General features: G+C 61.6%; 16 protein-coding genes. 11 read left to right on the top strand and 5 right to left on the bottom strand.

The window, feature by feature from the left end; all coding sequences use genetic code 11:
• Position 1: 1 nt before the first annotated feature.
• Positions 2-634 (top strand): molybdenum cofactor guanylyltransferase MobA, encoded by a 633-nt coding sequence (mobA, locus tag AC1DJO_RS02800; RefSeq protein ID WP_477968929.1) that lies wholly within the window; start codon positions 2-4, stop codon positions 632-634.
• Positions 631-1,152, top strand: a complete 522-nt coding sequence (gene mobB / locus AC1DJO_RS02795; protein ID WP_112387185.1) for a molybdopterin-guanine dinucleotide biosynthesis protein B — start codon at positions 631-633, stop codon at positions 1,150-1,152. The genes mobA and mobB overlap by 4 nt, the downstream gene beginning before the upstream one ends.
• A 49-nt stretch (positions 1,153-1,201) precedes the next feature.
• Here mobB and AC1DJO_RS02790 read toward each other — a convergent pair whose 3' ends face one another.
• Complete coding sequence (locus AC1DJO_RS02790; protein ID WP_477968927.1) at positions 1,202-3,487, bottom strand: OmpA family protein; 2,286 nt, start codon at positions 3,485-3,487, stop codon at positions 1,202-1,204.
• A 319-nt stretch (positions 3,488-3,806) separates the two neighbouring features.
• Here AC1DJO_RS02790 and AC1DJO_RS02785 point away from each other — a divergent pair, with 319 nt between their 5' ends.
• From AC1DJO_RS02785 to AC1DJO_RS02745, 9 genes are all read left to right on the top strand, one after another.
• Entirely contained in the window at positions 3,807-4,577 is a 771-nt protein-coding gene (locus AC1DJO_RS02785) for an ABC transporter substrate-binding protein (RefSeq protein ID WP_112387471.1), read from the top strand.
• A 112-nt stretch (positions 4,578-4,689) separates the two neighbouring features.
• The gene (locus tag AC1DJO_RS02780) at positions 4,690-5,493 is read left to right on the top strand and encodes an ABC transporter permease (protein ID WP_477968925.1); all 804 of its coding nucleotides are present in this window, start codon (positions 4,690-4,692) and stop codon (positions 5,491-5,493) included.
• Positions 5,490-6,320 (top strand): ABC transporter permease, encoded by an 831-nt coding sequence (locus tag AC1DJO_RS02775; RefSeq protein ID WP_477968924.1) that lies wholly within the window; start codon positions 5,490-5,492, stop codon positions 6,318-6,320. Before AC1DJO_RS02780 ends, AC1DJO_RS02775 begins: the two co-directional genes overlap by 4 nt.
• Before the next feature lie 161 nt (positions 6,321-6,481).
• Positions 6,482-6,748 (top strand): usg protein, encoded by a 267-nt coding sequence (locus AC1DJO_RS02770; RefSeq protein WP_112387181.1) that lies wholly within the window; start codon positions 6,482-6,484, stop codon positions 6,746-6,748.
• A gap of 94 nt (positions 6,749-6,842) precedes the next feature.
• Positions 6,843-7,655: a class I SAM-dependent methyltransferase gene (locus tag AC1DJO_RS02765; protein WP_477968922.1), complete on the top strand. Its 813-nt coding sequence runs from the start codon at positions 6,843-6,845 to the stop codon at positions 7,653-7,655.
• Between the two features lie 90 nt (positions 7,656-7,745).
• Positions 7,746-9,425, top strand: coding sequence for a hypothetical protein (locus AC1DJO_RS02760; RefSeq protein WP_477968920.1), 1,680 nt, complete (start codon positions 7,746-7,748; stop codon positions 9,423-9,425).
• Positions 9,426-9,516: 91 nt separating this feature from the next.
• Entirely contained in the window at positions 9,517-10,209 is a 693-nt protein-coding gene (locus AC1DJO_RS02755) for a glutathione S-transferase family protein (protein WP_477968918.1), read from the top strand.
• Positions 10,206-10,541: an ArsR/SmtB family transcription factor gene (locus AC1DJO_RS02750; protein ID WP_477968916.1), complete on the top strand. Its 336-nt coding sequence runs from the start codon at positions 10,206-10,208 to the stop codon at positions 10,539-10,541. The genes AC1DJO_RS02755 and AC1DJO_RS02750 overlap by 4 nt, the downstream gene beginning before the upstream one ends.
• Positions 10,538-11,014, top strand: a complete 477-nt coding sequence (locus AC1DJO_RS02745) for an SRPBCC family protein (RefSeq protein WP_477968914.1) — start codon at positions 10,538-10,540, stop codon at positions 11,012-11,014. Before AC1DJO_RS02750 ends, AC1DJO_RS02745 begins: the two co-directional genes overlap by 4 nt.
• Positions 11,015-11,019: 5 nt before the next feature.
• Here the strand turns inward: AC1DJO_RS02745 and AC1DJO_RS02740 are convergent, their stop codons facing one another.
• Genes AC1DJO_RS02740 through AC1DJO_RS02725 form a run of 4 tightly spaced genes read right to left on the bottom strand, consistent with a single transcriptional unit; the run spans position 11,020 to position 14,876 of the window.
• Positions 11,020-11,841, bottom strand: a complete 822-nt coding sequence (locus tag AC1DJO_RS02740) for an ATP-binding cassette domain-containing protein (protein WP_477968912.1) — start codon at positions 11,839-11,841, stop codon at positions 11,020-11,022.
• A gap of 10 nt (positions 11,842-11,851) precedes the next feature.
• On the bottom strand, positions 11,852-12,688 hold the full coding sequence (locus AC1DJO_RS02735) for an ABC transporter permease subunit (RefSeq protein ID WP_477968910.1): 837 nt from the start codon (positions 12,686-12,688) through the stop codon (positions 11,852-11,854).
• A gap of 23 nt (positions 12,689-12,711) precedes the next feature.
• On the bottom strand, positions 12,712-13,881 hold the full coding sequence (gene ssuD / locus AC1DJO_RS02730; RefSeq protein ID WP_477968908.1) for an FMNH2-dependent alkanesulfonate monooxygenase: 1,170 nt from the start codon (positions 13,879-13,881) through the stop codon (positions 12,712-12,714).
• Positions 13,882-13,907: 26 nt separating this feature from the next.
• Positions 13,908-14,876: an aliphatic sulfonate ABC transporter substrate-binding protein gene (locus AC1DJO_RS02725; RefSeq protein ID WP_477968906.1), complete on the bottom strand. Its 969-nt coding sequence runs from the start codon at positions 14,874-14,876 to the stop codon at positions 13,908-13,910.
• Between the last annotated feature and the right edge of the window lie 190 nt (positions 14,877-15,066).

Here is a 15,066-nt window from a genome sequence, read left to right as displayed (position 1 = left end):
CATGGCCGATTTCCCGCCGCAGAAGATCAATATTCCGGGCGTCATCCTCGCCGGTGGACGCTCCTCGCGCATGGGCTCCGACAAGGCCTCGGCCCATCTCGGCGGCCGCACGCTGCTGGACCACGCGATATCGCGGCTCTCGCCTCAAGTCTCGTCGGTTGCCGTCAACGCCGGCAGCGAACCGCAATGCGGCCTTGCCTTCATTCCGGATATCATCCCCGGCAAGGCCGGACCGATGGCAGGCATCCACGCAGCCATGGCCTATGCGGCGAAGCTCAAAGGCGTCAGCCACGTCGTTACCATCTCGATCGACAGCCCGTTCTTCCCGGCCGAACTGGTGGCGGATTTCGTCAGTGCGCTCGCTCACCCGGAAAAGATCGCGATCGCCGCATCGGAAGGCCGCAGCCACCCGGTCTTCGGCCTGTGGCCGGTCGCGCTCGCGGCAGACCTGGAATCCTGGATCGCCACCGACGAAAAGCGCCGCGTCCGCGACTTCCTGTTACGTCATGACGTTGCGGAAGTCCAATTTCCGCTCCGCCCGACTCGTGCCGCCATGCTCGATCCCTTTTTCAACATCAACACCCCTGACGATCTCATCGAGGCCGAGCGCTGGCTGCAGGCGCTGCCGTCATGAGCGGCCCGCGGGTCTTCGGCATCGCCGGCTGGAAGAACTCCGGCAAAACCGGGCTTGCCGTGCGCCTCGTCGAGGAATTCACCCGCCGCGGCTATCGCATCTCGACGATCAAACACGCCCATCATGACTTCGACATCGACAAGGTTGGCGCCGACAGCTACCGCCACCGGCAGGCCGGCGCCCATGAGGTAACGATCGTCTCAGGTACACGCTATGCCATCATGCACGAGCTGCGCGGCGAACCTGAGCCCGCCTTTGAAGAGATCTTGGCCCGCCTCGCCCCTTGCGACCTGGTGCTGATCGAAGGCTACAAGCACGAGAAGATCCCGAAGATCGAGGCCCGCCGCCTGCAGGCCGCCAAGCGCGAACCGCTGGCACCCACCGATCCCTATATCTGCGCGATCGCCGCCGACCATCCCGTCACGGATACCGCCCTGCCGCGCTTCGACCTCGACGACACGCTGGCGATCGCCGATTTCATCGCCGCAACCCTCGGCCTTCCCGCCTTTCAGCCATAGAAAAAGCCGCCGGTCGCCCGGCGGCTCTTATTTCGATATCGGCCTCGCCTCAGTTGTTGGAGGCGACCGGACGCACCAGCGGCGTAACGCGGCGGATGGTGACGCGGCGGTTTTCCTGATTCGGACCGGCCGTGTTGACCTTCAGGTAGCGCTCGCCATAGCCCTGCGTCGCCATGTTTTCAGGCGGGATGCCATAGACATCCGACAGCACGTTGGCGACCGATTCCGCACGCTGGTCCGAGAGAACCAGATTGCTCTGGTCGGAGCCGACGGCATCCGTGTGACCTTCGATCAGGAAGGTCTCGCTCGGATCCTTCTGCAGCACCTCGTTCAGCGCATCCGCGACCTTGCGCAGGCTGCGCGCCTGGCTCATCGGGATTTCGGCACTGCCGGTCGCGAAGGTGATGGTATCGAGGTCGATACGGCGCACCTTGTCGCGGATACGAGCCGAATACTTCACTTCGTTCAGCGAATAGACTCGCTCGACCGGCTCGACCGGTGGCTCGCGCAGGAAGTCGTAATAGTCACGATCCGGGTCGCTGCTGGTGTCGATGATGTAGTCGCGAACCGGGATCCGCAGACGCATCGGCGGCAGATCGGCACCCGGATCCTCGAAATAGTCCTGATCCGGATTGTCGTAGAGCTCCGGCGAGTAATAGAGGACATACTCACGGCCGCGGCTATCGACACGCGAACGCTGGATGATGTCGCCATAGCGGTTGCGGATTGTCACGATGCGATAGCCGTCCGGGCGGTCGATCGTTTCGCGATAGCGGTCACGCGGCAGCTGCTCATACATCGGCCGTTCGCCATCGCGGATGAAGCGGCGGTCGTCGTCGCTACGCACCACGATATTGTTGTTGATCTGCAGCAGAACGCGGTTGTCGTCGCCGACACGTCCCTCGACCTGCGCGCCGTCGGGACGCTGGAACTGCGGACGGCGGTCGAGCCGGCGGCCTTCCTCGGCGGTAACGGCTTCGATCTTGACCGGCGGACGGGCTTCGCCGCCAGCTGCACGCTGTGCATCTGCATCCGACTTCGGCACGAAGACCGGCTGCTGCTCGTCCGCACGCTGCTTGTCGCGCTGGCGGCGGCCGTCACGGCCACCCGAGCGATCGGCATCCTTGTCGCTATCGAGAACGGCCGCACCATTCTCGACCGGCAGAACCACCGTCTCCGTGCTCTTGCTCGGATCGGCAGCGATCTGTTTGCGGCGCTCAAGCTCCTGCGGCGTCACCTTTTCAGGTGCCGGGATTGCCTGCTCAGCCACCGGCTGCTGACCGTTCACGGCCGGCTGTTCGGCAGTATTGGCACCAGGTTGCTGGCCGGGAGCCGGCTGCTGCTCACCCTGCTGCGGCTGGCCTTCGACTGCAGGCTTCTGCGCCTGGCCGGGTTCTGCCGGAACCGGCGGCTTTGCCGGTACCGGCGATTCGGCCGGTACGGGTGCCTGATCGGGGGCTGGCGATTCCGTCGGCACAGGCGTCTTGCCTTCGGCAGGCTGCTCGGCCTGCTGGGCATTCTTCTTGCCAGGCTTTGCGGCAGGCTCTTGCTGCTGCTCGCCTTCGGTCGCCGGCTGCTTCTTGTCGCCCTTGCGCGGACGCTGCTGCTCGGGCTGTGCCTCTTCGGTTACTGCAGGCTTCGCTTCACCGGCCTGCGGCTTGGCCTCTTCTGTCTGCGGCTTGGCCTCTTCGGCCTTTGGCTTTGCCTTTTCTACTTCCGGCTTCGCCTGTTCTACCTGAGGCTGGGCTTCATTCCGTGCCGGAGCGGCCTCCTGCTGTGCAGGCTGCTGATCGCGCTTGCGGCGCGGCTTCTCGGCTGGCTGTTCGGCAGGTTCTGCCTGCGGAGCTGCCTGCTCCTGCTGCTGAGCTTCGGGAGCCGCCTCGCGCTTCTTGCGGCGTGGCTGTTCCTGGTTTTCAGCGGGCTGTGCCGGCTCGGCCTGAGGGGCAGCCTGTTCCGGCTCGGGGGCTGCTTCCCGCTTCTTGCGGCGCGGCTGCTGCTCTTCCGATGGCTGCGCCTGTTCTGCCTGCGGGGCTGCTTCCTCGGCCTGCGGCGCGGCTTCGCGCTGCTTGCGGCTCGGCGCTTCCTGCTGCTGCTCGGCCTGCGGAGCGGCCTCCTGCTGTTGCTGCTGTTCGGCCTCCGGCTGCTTGTGGCGCTTCTTCAGCAATTCCTCTTCCGAAGGCGCATCCTGGGCAACCTCATACGAGCCGCTGATCGCCTGGGGCGACTGCGCCGCGCCGGTATCGCCGAGCGCTGACGCATGCACCGGCGTGACGGCCAGTGTCAGCGAAAGCAGCGGAAAGGCAGCGCTGGCGAACAATCTCGATTTCATTCCCATAGGGTTTCCTCGTTCCTTATTGGCTTTTCAGAGTGCTTGTTGCGCGCACCCCGCATGTTGAGTCGGGACCGAAATTTCCGAGGCCCGGATTTGTTCCATGCGTTTTTTAGGAACACCTCCATTAACCCGCTATGAACACCTCGGTCCGCCTCCGTTCATCTTCGCCATAGTTTGCGACGCAACAAAGGCGCGCGGATTCCAGTTGCAATTTGCGGCAAAAAGGTTTGATTATCGCGTCAAGGCGGTGCTCATGCCCGCCGCATTCTGGCCGCTGGCGGATAAAAAGAAGACGCAGCGGTCGCCAACAGAGAGGATCTCTATGCGTATCTCCAATCTCCTCGCCGCAGCGTCGCTTGCAGCGTTGTCCCTCTTCGCCGGCTCGGCAATGGCCGATGGCGAGAAGCTCGTGATCGGTACCGATTCCACCTACCCGCCTTTCGAATTCGTCGACGCCAGCGGCGAGATCAAGGGCTTCGACATCGACATCGCCAAGGCTCTCTGCGCTGAAATGAAGGCTGAATGCTCCTTCGTCAGCAACGACTGGGACGGCATCATCCCGGCTCTCCAGGCCAAGAAGTTCGACATGATCGTTTCGTCCATGTCGATCACGCCGGAGCGCTCGAAGCTCGTCGACTTCACCAACAAGTACTACAACACCCCGCCGGCAATCGCCGTACCGAAGGATTCGACGATCACCGACGTCGCCGGTCTGAAGGGCAAGACGATCGGCGCCCAGACCTCGACCACCCACGCCAACTATGCTGAAAAGCACCTGGCTGACACTGAGCTGAAGCTCTACCCGACCGCCGACGAGTACAAGCTCGACGTTTCGAACGGCCGTATCGACGCCGTCATCGACGACGTCGTCGTGCTCTCGCAGTGGGTCAAGTCCGACGCTGGCGCTTGCTGCAAGATCCTGACCACGCTTCCCGTCGACAAGGAAATCAACGGCATCGGCGCCGGTATCGCCGTCCGTCAGGGTGACCCGCTGAAGGACAAGCTGAACACCGCGATCGCCGCGATCCGCGCCAACGGCAAGTACAAGGAAATTCAGGACAAGTACTTCGATTTCAACGTTTACGGCGATTGAGAAAAACTGTAACTGACCTGTAAAGATGATGGCGGAAGGCTTGCTCTTCCGCCATTTTTGTCTGACAACATGCTAAAGATCAAAACGGCATAAGCCGTGAGGGGAAAAGTGGATGGGCGGATTGTTTTCCGCGCTGGGCTCGTTCTGGGCCTGGATAGGGTATGTTTTCGATCCGCTATGCGGACCTGCGGGTCTTTTCACCTGGTTCGGCCAGTCGACGATCCTCGCCTGCGGCGATACCGGCTGGGGCGATGAAATCGCCGTCGGCCTGAAGACCACGGTCGCCGTCGCGCTATTGACGCTACCCGTCGGTCTGGTGATCGGCTTTCTGGTGGCGCTCGGCCAGCAGTCGGAAGAGAAGTCCGTGCGGCTCGCCGCCGGCATCTACACCACGATCTTCCGCGGTTTGCCTGAGCTTCTTACGCTGTTCATCATCTATTACGGCATGCAGATCCTGATCCAGTCGGTGCTCGCCTCTTTCGGCTATGACGAGCGGATCGAGATCAACGCCTTCGTCGCCGGCATGATCGCCCTTTCCGTCGTCTTCTCGGCCTATTGCTCCGAAGTGCTTCTCTCGGCCTTCCGCGCTATTCCGAAGGGTCAGTACGAAGCAGGCGATGCGCTCGGCTTCCACCGCGGCCGCACCCTGCGCCTGATCGTTCTGCCGCAGCTGATCCGCATCGCCCTTCCCGGCATGACCAATCTCTGGATGATCCTGCTGAAGGATACGTCCTACGTCTCGATCATCGGGCTCGCCGACATCCTGCGCCAGACCGCCGTTGCCGTACGCGTCACCAAGCAGGCCTTCTTCTTCTATCTTCTCGCCTGCATCATCTATCTGGTGCTTGCAGTCATCTCCTCCTACGGCCTCAGCTATATCGAACGCTGGGCCAAGCGCTCGGAGGTTCGCCGGTGAGCGTCGCAGAAACCCTCATCCCGCCACAGCCGGCGCCGAAAGGCATCGCCAAGCCACTCTCGGCAGCGCGCGTCACCGGCACGGTTCTCGTCCTCATCTGGCTGGCGCTCGCGGCAACACTGATCTACATGGTCGTCGCCGGCTGGGATCCGGACAAGTTCACCCGCTACGGGCCCCGCTACCTGCATGGCCTGATGACGACGATCATCCTGGTGGCGATTTCCGTCGTCTGCGGCGCCGTCCTGTCGCTGCCGCTGGCCTTCGCCAGAATGTCGAAGAACCGGATCCTCAGCACCTTTGCCTATTGCTACGTCTACGTCTTCCGCGGCACGCCGCTGCTGGCTCAGCTCTTCCTCATCTATTACGGCCTTGGCGGTTTCCGGCCGCAGCTTGAATCCGTCGGTCTCTGGTGGTTTTTCCGCGATGCCTGGTATTGCGGCCTGTTCTCGATGACCATCAACACCGCCGCCTATCAGGCCGAGATCCTGCGCGGCGCCCTCGAAAGCGTGCCCAAGGGGCAGCATGAGGCAGCGGATTCGCTCGGCGTGTCCAAGGCAGTATCCTTCCGCAAGATCATCCTGCCGCAGGCGCTGATCGTCGCACTCCGCCCCTACGGCAACGAAATCATTCTGCTGATCAAGGGCTCAGCCGTCGTCGCCATCATCACCGTCCTGGACCTGATGGGCGAGACCCGCTACGCCTTCTCGCGCACCTTCGATTACCAGACCTATCTCTGGGCTGCGATCTTCTATCTGACGATGGTGGAAGCGCTGCGCCATTTCTGGAACTGGATCGAGCGCCGCCTGACCCGGCATCTGATCCGCTGACAGCTTTGGCAGCACTCGCGATGCGATGCTGCCAAACTATTGAAATCAAACAAAAATGAATGGTTCTTTTGCCCGCTTGATGTCAATCTTCGGTTAACCACGCCGTGTTTCCATTTTAACTGCCGCTCATAAGCGGGAGTGGGAACGAAAGCGAGACTGACATGACCAAGGACATGGAAAAGCAGCTCCAGGGTTACGGCCTGACGACGGCCCAGATCCTCTATCGCATGCCGGATCATCCGGCGATCCTGCAGACCTATCTCTGGCAGGAATACGACCTCGCCCCGGATTTTCCGGAGATGCGCGGCTTCCTGAAGTTCTGGCAGGAAAAGCTCGACGGCCCGCTGCATTCCGTCCGCTACATCCACCGCAAGCTGATCTCGGCGACCGAATGGCGCGCGCTACGCGGCGAATTCATCATTCACTGAGCAGCCCGCCGCGTTCCATCACCGTCACGCTTGCCATTGCCAAAGCCGCCTAGCCGGCTTAGAGGCATCCATAAAGCGAAAAGGTGGACCGGCAATGGCAAAGAAGATCGACGAAGACGCACTGGCAGAAGCCTATAACCGCGCGCTCGCCCTCGAAAAGGCAGGTGAAGTTGATGCGGCCGTCAAGGCTTACGAAGACGTGCTTGCAATCGATCCCGACGACCACGGCGGTGCTGCCGTCCGCATCGCCTCCATGGGCCGCGGCGAAACGCCTGCAAAGGCGCCGGACGCCTATGTCGAGACCCTGTTCGACCAGCATGCCGAAGTCTTCGAAGACGTACTCGTCGAGCAGCTCGGCTACCATGTGCCGATGATGGTGCGGCAGCGCCTGCAGGAGCTGAAGCTCGGACCCTTCAAGCGCCTGCTCGATCTCGGCTGCGGCACCGGACTGACCGGCGGCACGCTGCGCGATCTCTGCGAAGACATGACCGGCATCGATCTTTCGGAAAACATGGTCGAGATTGCCCATGAAAAGGATCTCTATGAGACGCTGTTCGTCGCCGAGGCCGAGGATTTCCTCGAAGACAACGACGAAGACGCCTTCGACCTGATCACCGCCACCGACGTTCTGCCCTATCTCGGCGCCCTCGAACCGCTGTTCTTCGGCGCCGCCGAAAACCTCACGCCGCGTGGCCTCTTCATCTTCTCGTCCGAAAGCCTGCCCGCCGCCGACACCCGCCCCTACGCCGTCGGCCCGCACCAGCGCTTCCTCCACGCCGACGCCTATATCCGCGAACGCCTGACGGCGACCGGATTCGAACTGGTCGAGATGACAGAGATCAACGTACGCATGCAGGAAGGTGAACCGAGCCCGGGGCATCTGGTGATTGCACGGCTGGCTGGGTAAACGCCGAATACAACCTATGAGATTATACCGTTGGTAGACAACGTCTGACAGCGGCCAGAAGCTCTCGATGGGAAATCGGGGGCTTTCTTGATGAGCATTTCGGACCAGCATCATGTTTGGGGCCTTATCGTGGCCCTCTTTGCGGATGTCCGCCTTTCGGCCATGGCGCTCGCGCTTTTCGTACCGATACTCCTGCTCTACAGCAGGAACGAAATCCGCGTCAGACGGCTGAGAACCATATCGGACTTCATCGGCACCTATCCCGCCACCAAAGTTCATCACGACGATGGCAGCGATGGCGGCAACCCATCGCTGGAATTCGTCGCATCGAAATACATCGCCGATCTCATCACACCCAAAGCGTCCTCCCACACTAGGAAATGGGACGCCGACAAAATGGTGGAGGAGATCGAGACGGCGATCCGCTCCTCCAGAACGATCGGCAATCTCGGCGATCTCAGGCTTTTCCTGTCGTCGTTTGGTCTTGTCGTCATTTGCTATTTCGGCTTCACCGCGCTCTACGACGTACTGGCCAAAGGCCTGCCGGTCTGGTGTGGACCGACACGCGCGGGTGGAGTTGGTTGCAGCGGCGACGTGGAATCGCTCAAGATTATCGGTGCTCTCGCCTTCGCCGGCGCCTTCGTTGCTGCCGCCCGCCAATTCGTTCGTAGCCTCGCCGTTTTCGATCTCTCGGCCTACACTTTCATCTGGCAGACGGTCGAAATGTTTGCATCGGTCATCTTCGTCCTCATTCTTTTCAGGACATTCCCTGATCCCGTCGGAGACGTGGCCGAGCTTTTGACCGGGCCGAAGACTCAGCCGTCAGGGAGCGGAGTTCCACTGACTTGGGTCGCCTTGGCACCCCTGCTCGGCCTCCTGCCTCAAAGTGCGACCAAATTTTTGGCCTTGCGCATGCAGTCCATCATCTCCTGGGTGAAGATGGATGACGACCGCTTCAACAGCGTGACGCGTCTAACGCCTCTCGATGTCATTGACGGCATAGACTACTTCACGCGCTTCCGGCTGGAAGAATGCGGAATCTACGATGTCCAGAACCTCGCGACCTATAACCCGATCCTGCTGCATATCGAATCGCCGTTCAAAATATTCCAGGCTGTCGATTGGATCAGTCAGGCACAGCTATGCCAGACAGTCGGCCTGGACCGCTTCCTGCTCCTGCGACAGATGAATGTCCGCACCATTTTCGATCTGGAACGTGCGTTGAGCTACAAGCGTAAGGATACCAAGAAAAACGATCCCGACGAGTTCGATAGAATTTTCGCCGGTTTGCTGTTTGCCGCGACAGATGAAATGCGAACGATTGCGAAGATCAGCGGCATGAAACCATTCATGCTGAAATCGGCGTCTTCAATTGAGCAGCCTGCTGACCAAGCGACGACCAGTGCGCAGGCCACAGCTTCTGTCGCTTCAACGCCCCCAACTCCAACGGACACGACCACATCACCGTCACCACCGGAAACGTCACCGGCCGATAAGGTCAAGACGAAAGCATCAAAAGGCTACATCGTCGAGCAGACTAATATCGAGAACTATTGCCGCTGGGTCTGCGAAGTTATCGCAAACCACCCGGAAACGACAACTCGATGTGTCGAACACATGATGAGCTGGATTGCGGACGACCTGCATGTAAGGCGGCTACGGCGCATCTGGCTGGAGATGTCCAAAGATCTGGGTCCGGCATCGAGAACGCTGGATTCCGAGGAGGATACACCATCAAAGAAAGAGGAAGCGAGTGAGACGAAGCAATAGTTACCCAATCAGCAAACTATCCATTGCCACAACCACCCCGTCCTGATACTTAGCCAATCAGCAAAGTTTATCCCAGCTGAAAGGCCGCCTCATGTCGCTCGTGCTTTACGGACATCCGCTCGCCTCCTTCTGCCACAAGGTCCTGATCGCGCTTTACGAAAACGGCACGCCCTTCGAAGACCGGCTGGTCGATCTCTCGGACGAAAATTCCCGGGCCGACCTCTTCCGCTACTGGCCAGTCGGCAAGATGCCGATCCTCAGGGATGAAGCGCGTGACAGCACCATTCCGGAAACCAGCATCATTATCGAATATCTCGACCGGCACTATCCCGGCGAAGCGCATCTGATCCCGGTTGATCCGGACCGCGCGCTGCAGGTCCGCCTATGGGATCGTTTCTTCGATCTCTATGTCCAGACGCCGATGCAGAAGATCGTCGCAGACACGATGCGCGCCGCCGATTCGAAGGACCCGCAGGGCGTTGCCGACGCCCGCGGCACGCTTGAGATGGCCTATGACATGATCGAGCGGCAGCTGGCGGGCAATCTCTGGATATCAGGCGATGCCTTCACCATGGCCGATTGCGCTGCCGCCCCTGCGCTCTTCTACAGCGAGACACTGGTGCCCTTCGGTACGGAACGGCCGAAACTTGCCGGCTACTACCGCCGGCTCGTCGAGCGCCCCTCTTTTTCCCGGGTATTGAAAGAGGCGCTGCCCTATTTCAAATTCTATCCCTACAAGCACCAGCTGCCCGAGACGATCCGCAAGGCTATGCCTGCCGAATGATCATGGAAGCCGCCACACTCGACCGGATGTTCCACGCGCTCTCGGATCGCAGCCGCCGCGGCATGATCGATCGCCTCGGCCGCGGCCCGGCATCGGTCACGGAACTTGCCGAACCCCTGACGATGGCATTGCCAACGGTCCTGAAACATCTGAACGTGCTTGAAGACAGCGGCCTTGTTCAATCTGAAAAGACCGGCCGCGTCCGCACCTACCATCTGCGGCAGGAGCGGCTGGCAGAACTCGAGCGCTGGATCGGCGAGCGCAAGGCCGGGTGGAACGCTGCCTTCGACCGCCTGGACCAGTTTCTTGTCGAAGAGGAACCGACACCGTGACCCAGCCATCCGCAACGCATACGACCTTCACGATCGAGCGTCAGCTGAAGGCGAAGCCCGAGCGCGCCTTTCGCGCCTGGGCCAATCCTGCCTCGAAGCAGACCTGGTTTGCCTGCCATGACGGCTGGGCGACGATCGAATACCGGCTGGATTTTCGCGCCGGCGGCAGCGAGCGCAATTACACCGCTGATGGCGAAGGGGTGCTGCATGCCTATGACGCCCATTATCTCGACGTCGTCGAGAATGCCCGCATCGTCTATGCCTACGAGATGAAGCTCGGCGAGACCCGCATCTCCGCCTCCCTTGCCACCGTCACCTTCGAGTCGTCAGCCGCGGGCACCCGCATGCTGTTTACCGAGCAGGTGGTGTTCCTCGACGGCTATCCCGACGATGGCTTGCGCCGCCAAGGCACGGAAATCGGCCTCGACAATTTCGAGGCCTTTCTCGATCGCGAGGCCAGCGGCACGCATTGACGCTTTCAGCGGCCGGTGCCGAGAATGGCGCCGAGCAGCTTGCCTTCGAGTTCGGCGAGCTCCGGATTGCCATGACGGCGCGGATGGGGATAGGGAACCGCGACGTCAAGCGCGATCCGTCCCTCTTCCAGAACGATCACCCGGTCGGCCAGATGCACGGCTTCACTGACGTCATGAGTCACCAGCACGGTGGTAAAGCCGAGCTCCCGCCAGACGCGGTTGATCAGTTCCTGCATGCTGATGCGGGTCAGCGCATCGAGTGCGCCGAGCGGTTCGTCCAGCGCCAGAACGCCCGGCTTGCTCACCAGCGCGCGCGCCAATGCCACGCGCTGGCGCTGCCCGCCGGATAACCGCGAAGGCCATTCGTTCGCCTTCTCCGCCAGCTGAACTTCGGACAGCACGGCCGCGGATTCTGCAAGTGCCCGCCGCTTGTCGACGCCGTCGCCAAGGCCGACCGCTACATTCTCGACAACGCTCAGCCACGGCAGCAGCCGCGGCTCCTGGAAGACGATGCGAGCGTTCGGCTGGCTTTCCTCGCCATTGCTGCTTTCGAAGCGGATGCTGCCCGCCGTCGGCTGGTCGAGGCCCAGCAGCACGCGCAGCAGCGTGCTCTTGCCGCAACCGCTCTTGCCAATGACTGCGATGAACTGGCCGGCCGGGATATGCAGATTGATGCCACGAAGGACGCGGTTGCCGTCAAAGCTCTTCTCGAGCCCCGTCAGGGTGATCGCGGCAGCAGTCCCCGGCGCGATCCGGGCGGCGTCGATGTCTGCCTCGTATTCGGCCTCGACAGGCTCGCGGAAGCGTTCATGGGTGATCGCGGTCATCGTCTCGCTCCTACTTCTGATAGATCGGGTTCCAGGTGAGCGTGCGCCGCTCCAGAGCCCGCGCCACGACATCGGCGAGCTTGCCGAGCACAGCGTAGATGACAAGCGCCAGCACCACGACATCCGTCATCATGAATTCGCGGGCATTGTTGGCCATATGGCCGATACCTGAGGAGGCGGCGATCGATTCCGAAACGATCAGCGTTAGCCACATGATGCCCAGCGCATAGCGCAGGCCGACGAAGATCGAAGGCAGCGCGCCCGGAAAAATGACCTTCCGGAACAGCGTCCAGTTGCCCATCCCATAGACCATGCCCATCTCAATCAAGTCGCGATCGACATTGCGAACACCATGATAGGTGTTGAGATAGACGGGGAAGAGAACGCCGAGCGCCGTCAGGAACAGCTTGGATTCTTCGCCGATGCCGAACCACAGGATAACAAGCGGGATCATCGCCAGATGCGGGATGGTGCGCAGCATCTGCAGCGTCGTGTCGGTCAGCTGCTCGGAGAGTTTCGATACGCCGTTGGCGATGCCAAGCAGGAAGCCGATCGAGCCGCCGACAAGAAGACCGGCGAAGGCGCGGCCGGCGCTGACCAGCACGTCGTGCGGCAGCTGGCCCGAGGTCGTGGTCGACCAGAAGGCGACGGCGACATCGGCGGGAGACGGCATGATGCGCGAGGAGATGAGCCCTGCCGACGACGCGATCTGCCAGCAGATCACGATTGTCACCGGCAGAAGATAGGGCAGCAGCGCGGAGCCGTCAGGCAGCCGCGGCAACGCCCGGCCCTTCCGGCTTGCCTGCCTTGCGGCGACGCGTGCGAGCGGCGTTTCCAATACCGACATGCTCTTCTCCTCGCTTATCCGTCTCAGGAGCCCGACACGACCTTGAGGTTGCCGCCATGGCTGCCGCCGCCGAAGACCTGCTTCGAGCCGAAATCATTGCGGAGACCGTGACGCTGCTCGCTCTGGCCAAGGCCGAGTTCTGGGAAGAGCAGTTCGGCGACGCGGTAGGCTTCTTCGAGATGCGGATAACCGGAGCCGATCACCGTCTCGATGCCGAGCTCCTGATATTCGCGAAGCCGCGCAGCAACCGTCTTCGGCGAGCCGACAAGCGCCGTCCCGGCACCAGCACGGACGAGGCCGACTCCGGCCCAGAGGTTCGGAGAAACCTCCAGATTGTCACGGCGGCCGTTATGAAGCGCTGCCATGCGAGCCTGGCCGACGGAGTCGGATTCCTTGGCGAAGCGCGCCTGCGCTTCCTCGATCGTCGCATCGTCGAGCTTGGAAATCAGCCGGTCGGCGGCGGCCCATGCCTCCTCGTCCGTCTCACGGACGATGAAATGCAGGCGGATGCCAAAGCTGACTTCGCGGCCCACTTTCGCGGCCGCCGCACGCACGCGCTCGATCTTCTCGCCGACCTGTGCAGGCGGTTCGCCCCAAGTCAGATATTTGTCGACGCGGCCGACCGCAAAATCGATCCCGGCATCGGAGGAGCCGCCGAAATAAAGCGGCGGGCGCGGGTTCTGGTAGGAGGGGAAGCCGAGGCGCGCATTGGTCGCCTTGATATGCTTGCCGTCGATGCTGGCCACACCCTTTTCGAGAAGCTCTTCCCAAACTTCAAAGAACTCGTTGGCATGGTCGTAGCGCTCGTCATGCGGCAGGAAGATGCCGTCGCCGGCGAGTTCTGCCGGGCTGCCGCCGACGACGATGTTGAGGAGAACGCGGCCGTTCGATACCCGGTCAAGCGTCGTCGCCAGACGCGCGTAGTAGGCCGGCGACGCCGTGCCGGGACGGATCGCCACCAGGAACTTCAGCTTCTCCGTATGCTGCGAAAGAGCCGCCGCCGTGACGAAAGATTCCTCGCAGGCAACGCCGGTCGGCAGCAGAACGCCGGAAAAGCCGAGGCGATCGGCCGCCTGGGCGATCTGCGTCATGTAGCCGATTTCCGGCGCACGCGTCTGGTCAGACGAACCGAGATAGGCGCCGTCACCTGAGGTCGGGATGAACCAGAGAAAATCAATTGGTTTGGAAGTCATGAAATTTACCTTTCTTCAAAAACGGATCAGCTGGCCTTCGGGCGCCAGACGATGTCGCCCGTCGTCAATTTCTTCGGCACGATGCCCAGATCGTAGAACTCGTCGGCCAATGCCTGCTGATAGGCGGCTGCGCCATCGGTAATCGTCGTCACCGCGCCGAGATCGGCGCCGGGACGGCTGAGCGTCACCCGGGTCACCTCGGCAGGCACTCCGGTGATCTCGGAAAGCTCCTTGGCCGTCTCGTCGAGCTTGCCCTGCGCCGACTTGCCGACCTTCGCGAGTTCGTCGATCACATCGACGATCACCTGGCCATTGTTGTCGGTGAAATCCTGGTTGGCCAGGAAGAAGCTGTAGGAATCGACGAGGCCTTCAGCCGTCGTCAGGATACGTGTATCCGGATCGGCCTCGGCGATCGCCAGATAGGGATCCCAGATCGACCAGGCATCGATGCTGCCGGTCTTGAAGGCGGCTGCGGCGTCCGGCGGCGACAGATCCAGCGCCTGCACATCTTCGACCTTGAGGCCACCCTTGCGCAGCGCCTTGACGGCGACGTTGTGAGCGCTCGATCCGCGCTTGAAGGCCAGCTTCTTGCCCTTCAGATCCTCAAGCGTCCGGATCGGTGAATCCTTGTGCACCAGGATCGCGGAACCGGCCGGGCTGCCGCGATAGGTGCCGACATAATAGAGATGGCCACCGGCTGCCTGGGCAAACAGCGGCGGGACGTCACCGGTGGCGCCGAAATCCAGGGCACCGGCGCCAAGCGCCTCCAGCAACGGCGGTCCGGACGTGAATTCCGACCAGCTGACAGTGATCCCCTTGTCCGCAAGCCGCTTTTCCAGCGCCCCGCGGCGCTTGGCGAGCGCCAGCACGCCATTCTTCTGCCAGCCGATGCGAAGCTCCGTTGCTGCTGCGGCACGCGCCGGCTTGATGGACGGAAGCACGGCTACAGCGGCGGCCGCACCAAGGAGACCGAGGGTCTGACGGCGTGAGATCATGGCTTTCCCCTTTTCGGCGGCAGTGCAGACGACGTGCCTGCGCGTTGTGATGGCTGATAATGAGAAACTCTATAAATTAGATCGACATTTATATTTGTGAGTTTTGTCCCAACGGAAACTTTCCTCACCTCAAACCGGCGATCCCGCAGAATTTTATTCCCCGACAGCCGGCCGCGGGCCGTACCGCGCT

The sequence above is a fragment of the Rhizobium sp. 05N430 genome (assembly GCF_056396985.1).
Note: the sequence above shows the minus strand (reverse complement) of the source record. Positions and strands in the feature narration are given on the sequence as shown.